The organism is Streptomyces sp. NPDC058812 (genome assembly GCF_042744565.1).
GTDB lineage: Bacteria > Actinomycetota > Actinomycetes > Streptomycetales > Streptomycetaceae > Streptomyces > Streptomyces thinghirensis.
This window is the reverse complement of the sequence record NZ_JBHYOB010000028.1, coordinates 1-13763: the sequence shown is the minus strand read 5'-3', so window position 1 is coordinate 13763 and position 13763 is coordinate 1. Positions and strand designations below refer to the sequence as shown.

5 protein-coding genes, 1 tRNA gene and 1 rRNA gene are annotated in these 13763 nt (G+C 69.8%); 1 reads left to right on the top strand and 6 read right to left on the bottom strand.

Annotated features, from left to right (window positions below; all coding sequences use genetic code 11):
- Positions 1-60: 60 nt before the first annotated feature.
- The 3 genes from ACFW48_RS35515 to ACFW48_RS35505 form a co-directional block, all read right to left on the bottom strand.
- Positions 61-2820, bottom strand: coding sequence for a DNA translocase FtsK (locus ACFW48_RS35515; protein ID WP_386322321.1), 2760 nt, complete (start codon positions 2818-2820; stop codon positions 61-63).
- Between the two features lie 156 nt (positions 2821-2976).
- Positions 2977-3651 (bottom strand): two-component system response regulator, encoded by a 675-nt coding sequence (locus ACFW48_RS35510; protein WP_386322319.1) that lies wholly within the window; start codon positions 3649-3651, stop codon positions 2977-2979.
- Between the two features lie 417 nt (positions 3652-4068).
- On the bottom strand, positions 4069-9543 hold the full coding sequence (locus ACFW48_RS35505; RefSeq protein WP_386322317.1) for a HAMP domain-containing protein: 5475 nt from the start codon (positions 9541-9543) through the stop codon (positions 4069-4071).
- A gap of 393 nt (positions 9544-9936) precedes the next feature.
- Between ACFW48_RS35505 and ACFW48_RS35500 the strand changes: the two genes are divergently transcribed.
- Positions 9937-12687, top strand: coding sequence for a SpoIIE family protein phosphatase (locus ACFW48_RS35500; protein WP_386322315.1), 2751 nt, complete (start codon positions 9937-9939; stop codon positions 12685-12687).
- A 56-nt stretch (positions 12688-12743) separates the two neighbouring features.
- On the opposite strand, the gene ACFW48_RS35495 is transcribed toward ACFW48_RS35500, so the two are convergent.
- From ACFW48_RS35495 to rrf, 3 genes are all read right to left on the bottom strand, one after another.
- Positions 12744-12819, bottom strand: a tRNA-Thr gene (locus ACFW48_RS35495).
- A 78-nt stretch (positions 12820-12897) separates the two neighbouring features.
- Positions 12898-13560, bottom strand: a complete 663-nt coding sequence (locus ACFW48_RS35490) for a DegT/DnrJ/EryC1/StrS family aminotransferase (protein ID WP_386322412.1) — start codon at positions 13558-13560, stop codon at positions 12898-12900.
- A gap of 115 nt (positions 13561-13675) precedes the next feature.
- Positions 13676-13763, bottom strand: a 5S ribosomal RNA gene (gene rrf, locus ACFW48_RS35485); the annotation flags it as partial.

Sequence of the window (13763 nt, the reverse complement as noted above, 5' to 3'; positions counted from 1 at the left end):
CACGATCGGCCGACCGACCTCCGTGACCCTGCGTCGAAGGAACCCCTCGCGTACCGTTCCCTACCCTTCAGACTCCCCCCGGATCAGCGCGAGCACGCCGTCCAGCTCGTCAGGCTTCACAAGAACGTCACGAGCCTTTGAGCCCTCGCTCGGCCCGACGATGCTCCGCGACTCCATCAGGTCCATCAGGCGCCCGGCCTTGGCGAAGCCGACGCGCAGCTTGCGCTGCAGCATGGAGGTCGACCCGAACTGGGTGGAGACGACCAGCTCGGCCGCCTGGCACAGCAGGTCGAGGTCGTCGCCGATGTCCTCGTCGATCTCCTTCTTCTGCTTGGTGCCGACGGTGACGTCCTCGCGGAAGACGGGCGCCATCTGGTCCTTGCAGTGCTGGACGACGACCGCGACCTCTTCCTCGGTCACGAACGCGCCCTGCATACGGGTCGGCTTGTTCGCGCCCATCGGCAGGAAGAGGCCGTCGCCCTTGCCGATCAGCTTCTCGGCACCGGGCTGGTCGAGGATGACCCGCGAGTCCGCCAGCGAGGACGTGGCGAAGGCCAGCCGGGAGGGCACGTTCGCCTTGATCAGACCGGTGACGACATCCACGGACGGCCGCTGGGTGGCGAGTACCAGGTGGATGCCGGCCGCGCGCGCGAGCTGCGTGATCCGCACGATCGCGTCCTCGACGTCCCGCGGCGCCACCATCATCAGGTCGGCCAGCTCGTCCACGATCACCAGCAGGTACGGGTACGGCTGCAGCTCGCGCTCACTGCCCTCGGGCGGCTTCACCTTGCCCTCGCGCACCGCGCGGTTGAAGTCGTCGATGTGCCGGTAGCCGTAGGCCGCGAGGTCGTCGTAGCGCAGGTCCATCTCGCGCACGACCCACTGGAGCGCCTCGGCGGCCCGCTTCGGGTTGGTGATGATCGGCGTGATCAGGTGCGGGATGCCCTCGTACGCGGTCAGCTCGACGCGCTTGGGGTCGACCAGGATCATCCGGACGTCCTCCGGGGTCGCCCGCATCATGATCGAGGTGATCAGGCAGTTGATGCAGGACGACTTGCCGGATCCGGTGGCGCCGGCGACCAGTATGTGCGGCATCTTCGCCAGGGAGTGCATGACGTAGCCGCCCTCCACGTCCTTGCCGAAGGCGACCAGCATCGGGTCGTCGTCCTCGGCGGACTCCGCGAGCCGCAGTACGTCGCCGAGGTTGACCATCTCCCGGTCGGTGTTGGGGATCTCGATGCCGACCGCGGACTTGCCGGGGATCGGGCTGATGATCCGCACGTCCGGGCTGGCGACGGCGTACGCGATGTTCTTGGCCAGTGCGGTGATCCGCTCGACCTTCACGGCGGGCCCGAGTTCGACCTCGTACCGCGTGACCGTCGGCCCGCGCGTGAACCCGGTGACGGCGGCGTCGACCTTGAACTCGGTGAACACAGTGGTCAGCGAGGCCACTATGGCGTCGTTGGCGGCGCTGCGCGCCTTGCCGGGGCCGCCACGGGTGAGCATGTCGAGGGCCGGCAAGGAGTAGGTGATGTCTCCGGAGAGCTGGAGCTGCTCGGCGCGCGGCGGCAGGTCCCGCTCCTTGGGCAGCGGCGTCTTGGTGAGGTCGGCGACCACCGCCGTACCGTTGTCGGAATCGTCCTTCCGCGCCTTGTCCTGCTTGAGCTTCCCCGGCTGCGGCCGCGCGGCCGGCACGGGCGTCGGAGTCGGCGTCGTCGACTCGCGGTCCCCCGTGCTCACGCCCTGCGTGAGGTCGGCGACCAGCGGCGAGGGCGGCATTCCGTGCAGCACGGCGCCGTCGAGTGCGGCGGCGGCCGCGGCGGCGACGTCCACGGCGTCCATCGGCCGGTTCATGTCGGGCTGCGGCACGGCGGACCGTCGGGGCCTGCCGCGGCGCCGGGTGAGCGCCTCCTCCTCGGCCGCGTCGGGGTCGTACGGCTCCGACGCCGGGCCCCTGCCGCGCCTGCCGGGCTTCGCGGGCAGCGCCTCGCGCCACTGCTCCTCGTAGCGCTCGTCGTCCTCGCCGAACGCGTCGGCCTCCGCCTCCGGGTCGCGGACCAGGCCGAGCCGTACACCGAGCAGCCGCAGCCGCTGCGGGATGGCGTTGACCGGCGTGGCAGTGACGACCAGCAGCCCGAAGACGGTGAGCAGCACGAGCAGCGGCACGGCCAGGACGTCGGTCATCGTGTACGACAGCGGGGTCGCCGCGCCCCAGCCGATGAGACCGCCGGCGTCCCTTATGGCCTGCATGCCGTCGCCGCGGGCCGGTGAGCCGCAGGCGACGTGCACCTGGCCGAGGACGCCGACGACGAGTGCGGACAGACCGATCACGATCCGGCCGTTGGCCTCGGGTTTCTCGGGGTGCCGGATCAGGCGCACGGCGATGGCGCCGAGCAGGATCGGCACCAGCAGGTCCAGCCGGCCGAAGGCGCCGGTCACGAGGATCTCGACGAGGTCGCCGACGGGGCCCTTGAGGTCGGCCCAGGTGCCCGCGGCGACGATCAGCGCGACGCCGAGCAGCAGCAGCGCGACGCCGTCCTTGCGGTGCGCCGGGTCGAGGTTCTTCGCGCCCTGCCCTATGCCGCGGAAGACGGCGCCGACGGCGTGCGCGATGCCCAGCCAGAGGGCGCGCACGAGGCGGTAGACGCCTCCGGTGGGGCTGGGTGCCGGTTTGGGCGCGGGCTTCTTCGCCGCGGACTTCTTGGCGGGCGCCTTCTTCGCGGGCGCCTTTTTCGCAGCGGCCTTCTTCGCCGGACCCTTCGCGGGAGCGGCCGCCTTCTTCGCGGGCTGCTTCTTGGCTGCGGAGGGACGTGAGGCCATAGGTGTGAGGTTACCGGGGGAGACGGCGGTCGACACGTGTGCCCACCGCTTCACCCGTTCGTGTCGCCCGCGCAGGAGACCGGAACTGACGCCTCCGGTACAGGTACTGACATGCCCTCACGGGCCGGCCCACCGGGCCCGGCCCGCCAACGGACCTCAGTTGACCGCGGCCTGACCTCCGGACGCCCCCGGCTCCAGGGCGTCCAGCGCACGCCGCAGTCCGGTGAGCTTGCGTTCCAGATGCGCCGCCGTCGCCACCGCCGCCGCGTCCGTCGACTCGTCGCCGAGCTGTTTGGAGAGCGCCTCGGCCTGCTCCTCCACGGCCGCCAGCCGCGCCGACAGCTCGGCGAGCAGTCCCGCCGGCTCCTTGGACTCGCCGGCCGCGGCCTTGCCGCCGCCCTCCAACTGGAGCCGCAGCAGTGCCGCCTGTTCGCGCAGCTGGCAGTTCTTCATGTACAGCTCGACGAAGACGGAGACCTTCGCGCGCAGCACCCACGGGTCGAACGGCTTGGAGATGTAGTCGACCGCGCCCGCCGCGTACCCCCGGAAGGTGTGGTGCGGGCCGTGGTTGATCGCGGTGAGGAAGATGATCGGGATGTCCCGGGTCCGCTCCCGTCGCTTGATGTGCGCGGCGGTTTCGAAACCGTCCATGCCCGGCATCTGGACGTCCAGCAGAATGACCGCGAAGTCGTCCGTGAGCAGTGCTTTGAGCGCTTCCTCCCCGGACGATGCCCGCACCAGCGTCTGATCGAGCGCCGAGAGGATCGCCTCCAGCGCCAGCAGATTCTCCGGCCGGTCATCGACCAGGAGGATCTTGGCCTTCTGCACCATGGCCCGCCCTCCTCGCCCCGGCGTGGGGCCTCCCCTGTCCGCAGGACTTGGGGCAGCACCGGCGGGCGCCGCCCCAGGGGACGACTCCCTTGCGCCGCCCGTCCTTGTGCCGGTCATCGTAGCCGCACCCCGCCTGTCGCCACACCCTGTCACCGCGATGTCACTGTGCACGTAGCAGAAACGCAGCGGGGGACCAGAAGGTTCCCCGAATCCCGTACTTCTACACGACTTCGGGCACACTGAGTCAGCAACTCCGCGTGAACGCCGAAGGTTCCCGCCACTTGCGTACACCCCACGTTCGCACACCGCCCGGACGTGCCGCGCGGACGGTGCCCGTACGTACCGCGGGCACGCTGCCCGCATGTACCCGAGCACGCTGCCCGCACGTACCGTGCGGTGCCCGTCCGAACCTACTCCTCACCCCTCCCGCATCCACTGCTGCATCACCGTCAGCAGGTGATCGGGGTCGACCGGCTTGGTGACGTAGTCGGACGCGCCCGACTCGATCGCCTTCTCCCGGTCGCCCTTCATCGCCTTCGCGGTCAGCGCGATGATCGGCAGACCGGCGAACTGGGGCATCCGGCGAATCGCCGTGGTCGTGGCATACCCATCCATCTCGGGCATCATGATGTCCATCAGGACGACCGCCACGTCCTCGTGCTGCTCCAGGACCTCGATGCCCTCGCGTCCGTTCTCGGCGTACAGCACGGACAGGCCGTGCTGCTCCAGGACGCTGGTGAGCGCGAAGACGTTGCGGATGTCGTCGTCGACGATCAGCACCTTCTGCCCGCCGAACCGGATGCCCCGGCTCGACTGCGGCGCCGCTTCCTGTTCGGCGGCCGGCCGCTGCTCCCGCGCCGCGGGCAGGTCCTCGGGCTCCGGGACCGCCCTGCGGCGGTGCCGGAACAGCGTCGCGGCACCGTTCTGCGCGTCCTGGTACGACCTCGCCTCGGCCGGCGGTTCCGCCTGCGTCCCGGGCAGCTCGGGCATGGCGCCCGGAGTGGCGAGCGCCCCGCCGGGCTCCAGGGCCGGAAGAGGCTGCTGGTAGCCGTGGGCGGGCAGCTCACTCGGGTGCAGCGGCAGGTAGAGCGTGAACGTCGACCCGCGGCCCGGCTCGCTCTGCGCGTGGATCTCACCGCCCAGCAACTGCGCGATCTCCCGCGAGATGGACAGCCCCAGGCCCGTACCGCCGTACTTGCGGCTGGTGGTGCCGTCGGCCTGCTTGAACGCCTCGAAGATCACCCGCATCTTGCTGGCCGCGATCCCGATACCGGTGTCGCTCACGGAGAACGCGATCAGCTCCGCGTCCGGGTCGGTCATCGAACCGGCTTCCAGCAACTGCTCCCGGATGGCCTGCGGAACGTCGTCCCGGGCCGGCCGGATGACCAGCTCTACGGCGCCCGAGTCGGTGAACTTCACGGCGTTGGACAGCAGATTGCGCAGCACCTGGAGGAGCCGCTGCTCGTCGGTGTGCAGCGTGGCGGGCAGCTCCGGCGACACCCGCACCGACAGGTCCAGGCCCTTCTCCGCGGTCAGCGGCCGGAAGGTGGCCTCCACGTAGTCGACGAGCTGGACGAGCGCGATGCGCGTCGGGGAGACGTCCATCTTGCCCGCCTCCACCTTCGACAGGTCGAGGATGTCGTTGATCAGCTGGAGCAGGTCGGAACCGGCACCGTGGATCGTCTCGGCGAACTCGACCTGCTTCGGGGACAGGTTCGCGTCGGCGTTGTCGGCGAGCAGTTTGGCCAGGATCAGCAGCGAGTTGAGCGGCGTACGCAGCTCGTGCGACATGTTGGCCAGGAACTCGCTCTTGTAGCGCATGGAGACCGCGAGCTGTTCGGCACGCTCCTCCAGGACCTGCCGCGCCTCCTCGATCTCGGTGTTCTTCACCTCGATGTCGCGGTTCTGCTGCGCCAGCAGTTCGGCCTTCTCCTCCAGTTCGGCGTTGGACGACTGCAGGGCCTTCTGCCGCTGCTCCAACTCCTCCGACCGCTCGCGCAGTTGCTCGGTCAGCTCCTGCGACTGGCTCAGCAGCACCTCCGTCTTGGTGTTGACGGAGATGGTGTTGACGCTGGTCGCGATCATCTCGGCGATCTGGTTGAGGAAGTCCTTCTGGATCTGCGTGAACGGGGTGAAAGACGCCAGCTCGATGACGCCGAGCACCTGCCCCTCGAACAGCACCGGCAGGACGATCACCTGCGCGGGCGGGGCCTCCCCGAGCCCGGAGGAGATCTTCAGGTAGCCGGTCGGCGCGTTCTCCACCAGGATCGTGCGCTTCTCCTGGGCAGCCGTGCCGACCAGCGCCTCCCCCGGCCGGAAGGAGGTGGGCATGGAGCCCATCGAGTAGCCGTACGACCCGAGCATGCGCAGCTCGTACTGGTCCTCGTGAGCGCCGGCCTGCTCCTGGCCCTCGACGTGGGGCATGGCGAGGAAGAACGCGCCGTGCTGCGCGGAGACCACCGGGGTGAGCTCACTCATGATCAGCGAGGCCACGTCCTGGAGATCCCGGCGGCCCTGCATCAGCGCGGAGATCCGGGCCAGGTTGCCCTTGAGCCAGTCCTGCTCCTTGTTGGCGATCGTGGTGTCGCGCAGGTTGGCGATCATCTTGTTGATGTAGTCCTGAAGCTCGGAGATCTCGCCGGAGGCGTCCACGTCGATCTTCAGGTTGAGGTCGCCGCGGGTCACCGCGGTCGCCACGCGCGCGATGGCACGCACCTGCCGGGTGAGGTTCCCGGCCATCTCGTTCACGGACTCCGTCAGGTCCCGCCAGGTGCCGTCGACGTCACGCACGCGGGCCTGGCCGCCGAGCTGTCCCTCCGTGCCCACCTCACGGGCCACGCGGGTGACCTCCTCGGCGAAGGACGACAGCTGGTCGACCATCGTGTTGATGGTCGTCTTCAGCTCCAGGATCTCGCCGCGCGCGTCGATGTCGATCTTCTTGGTGAGGTCGCCCTTGGCGATGGCCGTGGTGACCATGGCGATGTTGCGGACCTGGCCGGTCAGGTTGGACGCCATCTGGTTCACCGACTCGGTGAGGTCCTTCCAGGTGCCGGCCACGCCCGGTACGTGCGCCTGGCCGCCGAGGATGCCGTCCGTGCCCACCTCGCGAGCCACCTTGGTGACCTGGTCGGCGAACGAGCTCAGCGTCTTCACCATGGTGTTGAAGGTGTCGGCGAGCTGCGCGACCTCGCCGCGCGCCTCGATCGTCACCGTGCGCGTCAGGTCGCCGTTGGCGACGGCCGCGGCCACCTGGGAGATGTTCCGCACCTGGACGGTGAGGTTCTTCGCCATCAGGTTGACGTTGTCGCTGAGGTCCTTCCAGATGCCCACGACACCGGGCACGTGTGCCTGGCCGCCGAGAATGCCCTCCGTACCCACCTCACGGGCCACGCGCGTGACCTGCTCCGCGAACGACGACAGCTGGTCCACCATCGTGTTGACGGTGGTGACCAGCTCGAGGATCTCGCCCTTGGCGTCGACGGTGATCTTCTTCGACAGGTCGCCCTTGGCGACGGCCGTCGTCACCTCGGCGATGTTGCGGACCTGCATGGTCAGGTTGTTGGCCATGCCGTTCACGGACTGCGTGAGGTCCTTCCAGGTGCCCGAGACGCCCTGTACCTCCGCCTGGCCGCCGAGGATGCCCTCGGTGCCCACCTCGCGCGCGACGCGCGTGACCTCCTGGGCGAACGACGACAGCTGGTCCACCATCGTGTTCAGGGTGTTCTTCAGCTCCAGGATCTCCCCGCGCGCGTCCACGGTGATCTTCTGGGACAGGTCACCGCGGGCCACCGCCGTCGCGACCTGCGCGATGTTGCGCACCTGCCCGGTCAGGTTCCCGGCCATACCGTTCACCGAGTCGGTCAGTTCGCGCCACACACCGGCGACGCCGGGCACCTGGGCCTGACCGCCGAGGCGGCCCTCCGTACCCACCTCGCGGGCGACGCGGGTGACCTGCTCGGCGAAGGCGGAGAGCTGGTCGACCATCGTGTTGATGGTGTTCTTCAGCTCCAGGATCTCGCCGCGCGCGTCGACGTCGATCTTCTGCGACAGGTCGCCCCGCGCCACCGCCGTGGTCACCTGGGCGATCTGCCGCACCTGGGAGGTCAGATTGCCCGCCATGAAGTTGACGGAGTCCGTCAGCTCCTTCCAGGTCCCCGACACCCCGTCGACGCGGGCCTGACCGCCGAGGCGGCCCTCCGTGCCCACGTCCCTGGCCATCCGGGTGACCTGGTCGGCGAAGCTCGACAGCTGGTCCACCATCGTGTTCACGGTGTTCTTCAGCTGGAGCATCTCGCCGGAGACGTCCACGGTGACCTTCTGCGACAGGTCTCCGTTGGCCACCGCCGTCGTCACCTGGGCGATGTTGCGCACCTGTCCGGTGAGGTTCCGGAACGCGGTGTTGACGGAGTCCGTGAGGTCCTTCCACGTCCCCGCCGCCCCCGGCACCTGCGCCTGACCGCCCAGCTCGCCCTCGACACCGACCTCACGGGCCACCCGCGTGACCTCGGCACCGAAGCTCGACAGCTGGTCCACCATGGTGTTGACGGTGTTCTTCAGCTCCAGCATCTCGCCGGCCACGTCCACGGTGACCTTCTGCGACAGGTCACCGCTGGCCACCGCCGTCGTCACCGCGGCGATGTCGCGCACCTGGGTGGTCAGGTTCCGGAAGACGGTGTTGACGGAGTCGGTCAGGTCCTTCCAGATCCCCGCCGCCCCCGGCACGTTCGCCTGACCGCCGAGCTGCCCCTCGCCACCGGTCTCGTTGGCGACGCGCGTGACCTCGTCGGCGAAGATCCGCAGCGTCTCGGTCATCTGGTTGATCGTCTCGGCGAGCTGCGCGACCTCACCGCGGGCCGGCACCGTCACCTTCTTCGACAGGTCACCGTTGGCGACCGCCGTCGTCACGTGGGAGATCTCGCGCACCTGCGCCGTCAGATTCCCGGCCATGGTGTTGACAGAGTCGGTCAGCTCCTTCCACACCCCGGCCACGCCCGGCACCTGGGCCTGCCCGCCGAGGGCGCCCTCGGTGCCCACCTCCCGGGCGACGCGCGTCACCTCGGAGGAGAACGCGGAGAGCTGGTCCACCATCGTGTTGACGGTGTTCTTCAGCTCCAGCATCTCGCCGGCCACGTGAACCGTGACCTTCCGGGACAGATCACCCTTGGCCACCGCCGTCGTCACCAGCGCGATGTCCCGCACCTGCGCGGTCAGCCGGTACGCCATCGTGTTGACGGAGTCCGTGAGGTCCTTCCACGAACCGGACATACCGCGCACCTGGGCCTGTCCGCCCAGCTTGCCCTCGGTACCGACCTCGCTGGCCACCCGCGTGACCTCGTCCGTGAACGTCGACAACTGGTCAACCAGGTTGTTCACGGTCCGCCCGACCTTCAGGAACTCACCGCGCAGCGGATGCCCGGCGCCCTCCGCGGTCTGCGTCCGCAGCTCCATACGCGGCGACAGATCACCGTCCGCCACCGCCGACAGCACCCGGCTGACCTCGGAGACGGGCCGTACGAGGTCGTCCACGAGCGCGTTCGAGTTGTCGATCGCGGTCGCCCAGGAGCCCTCGCAGGCTCCCGTCTCCAGCCGCTCCGTGAGTTTTCCCTCACGCCCGACCATCCGCCGCACCCGGGCCAGCTCGCCCGTGAGGTGGAGATTGCGGTCGGCCACCTCGTTGAAGACCGCCGCGATCTCCGACATCACGCCGTCGCCGGACACCGTGAGCCGCTTGCGGAAATTGCCCTCCCGCATGGCGACCAGGGCCGCCAGCAGCCGATTCAGCGCGGCCGTGTCCACGGTCGTACTTCCGCCCCGCGTTTTGCCCTGGTTACTCAGGGACTGTCCGCCTTTCGCGCGCGCCTTAGTGCCCCGCGTCGCTGCGCCAGACTCCACTGTGTCCCTCCCGCAGGGGTCGACCGTTACTGCTGTGCCCGGCTGCCACCGCTCGGCGAACCGGTTACTGCCGCGTACATACTGTGCTGCCACGCGATCCGGACCGGCTGGTCCGACCGCTTCCCGGGCTGCTGCCCGCCGTACTCGGTGCGCATTCAACCTGCCCGGACCTTCATAAGAAGCTTGCCCAGTGTTTCACCCCGGCCGAACCAGGCCATAACAGTTCGGCAGCTTCGCACATCGTCCGCACACCCTCTGGGCGGAAACACTGCAGACCGGCATCCGCGGGAACGGCGAAGGTAAGTAACCTTGCATGCGGCTGTCCAGCCGTGCCGGTCCGTCCGGCCTGGGCGGTGGCACGGAGACGAGCGGGCATCGGAGGGGCGGCCGGACATGACCACCGGACTGATCCCGGGGGAGCAGCCCCCGGATCCCGGGCCGACGGGTGGACTGCCGCAGCAGCGGCGCGAGCCGGTCGGCCATGAGGCCGTGCACGGGGAAAGAGGGTCGAGGAGTTCTGTGATCACCGCGCGCGCGGCCGCCAGCTTCGAGCCCGTCGGACGATCGGTGGCGAGCGCCCGGTCCTTCGTCCGGGACACGCTCCAGGGCTGGGGCCAGGCCGACATCGTCGACGACGCAGTGGTGCTCACCAGCGAACTGGTGACCAACGCCGTGGTGCACGCCGGCACCACCGCCGACGTCCTGTGCCTGCGCAGCGACGACGGCGTACGGATCGAGGTGGCCGACCACTACCCCGAGCGCGAGGTCCCCCTCCAGGGCTCCCCCGCCGACATGGGCAACCTCGACCGCGAGGGCGGCCGCGGCCTCCAGCTGTGCGCGGCCCTGGCCGACCGCTGGGGCGTCGAGTACTCACCCACGCTGAAGAACGTCTGGTTCCACCTCCACCTCCCGGAGCGCCCGGTCGGCACCCGTGCCGCCGGCCCCTCCCTCCCGGCCGACCTGCTCCCGCTCGCCGACGCCCGCGTCCGCGTCGGCGTCGTCCAGATCGACCGCACCGGCGCCGTCACGTCCTGGAACGAGGACGCCGAGGAGCTTTTCGGCTACGCCGCCGAGCAGGTCATCGGCAAGCCGCTCACCGACCTCGCCGCCTGGCCGCAGACGCCGGGCACCAGCACCGGCATCGCCGAGGCGCTCCAGCTCTCCCGCTGGGAGGGCAGCTACGGCATGCGGGGGGCGAACGGCCGTGTCACCCCGGTCTACGCCTCCCACCTCCGCGTCCGTGACGCCGGCGGCGAGCCCTCCACGGTCTGCCTCCTCGTCCGGGACAACGAACGCGCCGTCCTGCAGACCCCGATGCGCGCGCCGGCCTCCGACTCGTCGTCCGCCGAAAGCCAGAGTGCCGATCCCTTCGAGGTCTTCATCGGCTCCCCCGCCCCGGACGACCTCGACGGACTCCTCCAGCGCACCGTCGAACGCGCCCGCGACATGCTCGACGCCGACGCCGCGTTCCTGCTCCTGGCGACCGACGACGAGACCGAATTGGAGGTCCGCGCCTCCACGGGCCTGCCCTCCGCCCGCCAGCGCTTCGCCCGCGTCCCCGTCGAGGCCGGCCCCGGCCGCTACGGCTCCGCCCGCATGCCCGCCGTGCACGACGACCTCGCCGCGGTCCCCGGCGCCGTCCCGCTGCTGAACGGCACCGGCATGCGCTCGGTCGTCACCGTCCCCCTCAAGGTCGAGGGCCGTCTCACCGGCTCCCTCGGCGTCGCGGCGGAATCCGCCGGCCGGTACTCCAACGAGGAGGCCCTGCGCCTCCAGTTCGCCGCCGACCGCATCGCCCTGGCCGTCGAGTCGGCCCGCCTGGGCGAGCTGGAACGCCTGCGCCGCGGCTCCCTCAGCTTCCTCGTCGAGGCCTCCGACCTCCTCGCCGGCACCCTGGACCGCGACCAGACCCTGGCCCTGATGGCCCAGATGACGGTCCCGACCCTGGCCACCTGGTGCGCCGTCTACACGATCGCCGACCAGGCCTCGGACCCGTACCTCTCCTACGTCCTGCACGAGGACGAGGAACTCATCGACGGCATCAAGTCCCTGCTCTCGAAGATCGCCCCGCCCGACCCGGTACCCTCCCCGGGCGCCCGTGTCTGGACGGCTCCCGGCGAGCTGGCCCACCAGGCGGCACTGCGCACCTCCATGCGCGACCTGGGTCTCAGCGGCGGCCCGACACCCAAGCTGAGCTCCGGAATCGGCCCGACCCTGGCCACGGCCTCCGCGGTCGGCGGCGAGACCGTGGTCCTCCCGCTGGTCGCCCGCAACCGCGTCATCGGCATGCTCACGCTCGGCAAGCCGACCGACGAGCACTTCCGCCAGGAGATCCTGGAACTGGCCGAGGACCTGTCCCGCCGGGCCGCCCTGGCCCTGGACAACGCCCGCCTCTACTCGGAGCGGACAGCCATCAGCCAGTCCCTCCAGCGCAGCCTCCTGCCGCCCGAACTCCCGCTGATCGACGGCGTCGAGGTCGAGGTCATCTACCGCGCGGCCGGCGAGGGCAACGAGGTGGGCGGTGACTTCTACGACCTGTTCCCCATCAGCGACGGCGCCTACGGCTTCGCCATCGGCGACGTCTGCGGTACGGGCCCGAACGCGGCGGCCGTCACGGGCCTGGCCCGGCACGCCCTGCGCCTGCTGGCCCGCGAGGGGCTCAGCGGCCCCGCGGTCCTGGAGCGCCTCAACTCGGCCATCCTCGACGAGGGCGCCCGCAGCCGCTTCCTCACCCTCCTCTACGGCGAGATGCGCCCGCAGGAGGACGGCAGTGCCGAGCTGAAGGTGGTCTGCGCCGGCCACCCGCTCCCGCTCCGCCTGCGCCAGGACGGCACGGTCGAACCGGCAGCGGAGCCGCAGCCCCTCCTCGGCGTCATCGAGGACCTGGAGCTGTACGAGGAGACGGTCACCCTCGACCCGGGCGACGTGCTGCTCTGCGTCACGGACGGCGTGACCGAACGCCGCGAGGGCACGCGCATGCTGGGCGACGACGGCCTCGCCGACGTCCTCACCACGTGCACGGGCCTGACGGCCGGCGCGGTGGCGGCGCGCATCATGCGCGCGGTCGAGCGTTTCGCGTCGGACGCCCCGTCCGACGACATGGCGATTCTCGCGATGCGCGTCCCGGAGCCGCACACGGACTGACCCCGCCGGTCCAGGACATACGAAAGGCCCCGCCCAATTGGGCGGGGCCTTTGCGATGGAGCCCCCAAACGGAATCGAACCGTTGACCTTCTCCTTACCATGGAGACGCTCTACCGACTGAGCTATAGGGGCCTGTCGCTTTGCGAGGTTTCCCCCGCGGCAACGGAATAGATCATACCCCGAACAGACCGGTGCTCCCAACCACGGCTTTCAGAAAGCCGGCTGCAGCAGCCCTCCCAGGGCATTGCAAGCGGACACGATCCGCTGCATGTCCCGCTTGGTCAACGAGGCGTCGACCGGCAGTGCGAGTGTCTCGTCGGCGGCCCGCTCCGTCTCCGGCAACGACACGCACCGCCGGAATCCGGGCATCCTGTGCACGGGCGTCTTCACCGGCACCCGGCACTCGACTCCCCTCCCCCGCACGGCCCGGGCGAACGCGTCACGATCCGGTCGCCCATTGCCCGGCACCCGCACCACGTACTGCTGATACGTGTGCCCCTCACCCCAGTTCGGGGTACGCACGCCCCGCAACTTCCCGTCGAGATAAGCGGCCCTCTGTCTGCGCTGCGCCATCTCGTCGTAGGGCATCTCGGACTCGCCCTGCTCCAGCACGAGCAGCCCGTGCCGCTGCCCGACTCCGTGCAACGACCCCATGTCCGCCGGCCGCCCGAACCGGTGTACGACGACCACGGCCGCGGTACGGGCTGTCAGCGCCGCCTCCACCGAGGAGGCGTCCAGACAGTACGTGTCCGGATCTATGTCCGCGAACACCGGCAACGCGCCGACCAGCGCCACGGCCTCGGCGACTTCCACGTTCCCGAAGGCAGGTACGACGACCTCGTCGCCGACTCCTACGCCGGCGGCCCTGAGCATTGCTGCGGTACCCATACGAGTGATGGTCGTAGCGCAACGTGAACTTCAAGTGACGGAAAACAAAAAAGGGTTGGACCCGGAACCGAAGTTCGGGGTCCAACCCTTCTGAATGATTGTTCGGCGGCGTCCTACTCTCCCACAGGGTCCCCCCTGCAGTACCATCGGCGCTGTAAGGCTTAGCTTCCGGGTTCGAAATGTAACCG

Excerpts from the sequence above, each read along its gene's own strand:
- ACFW48_RS35515 (WP_386322321.1), bottom strand. The coding sequence starts at position 2,820 with ATGGCCTCACGTCCCTCCGCAGCCAAGAAGCAGCCCGCGAAGAAGGCG.
- ACFW48_RS35510 (WP_386322319.1), bottom strand. The coding sequence starts at position 3,651 with ATGGTGCAGAAGGCCAAGATCCTCCTGGTCGATGACCGGCCGGAGAAT.
- ACFW48_RS35500 (WP_386322315.1), top strand. The coding sequence starts at position 9,937 with ATGACCACCGGACTGATCCCGGGGGAGCAGCCCCCGGATCCCGGGCCG.
- ACFW48_RS35490 (WP_386322412.1), bottom strand. The coding sequence starts at position 13,560 with ATGCTCAGGGCCGCCGGCGTAGGAGTCGGCGACGAGGTCGTCGTACCT.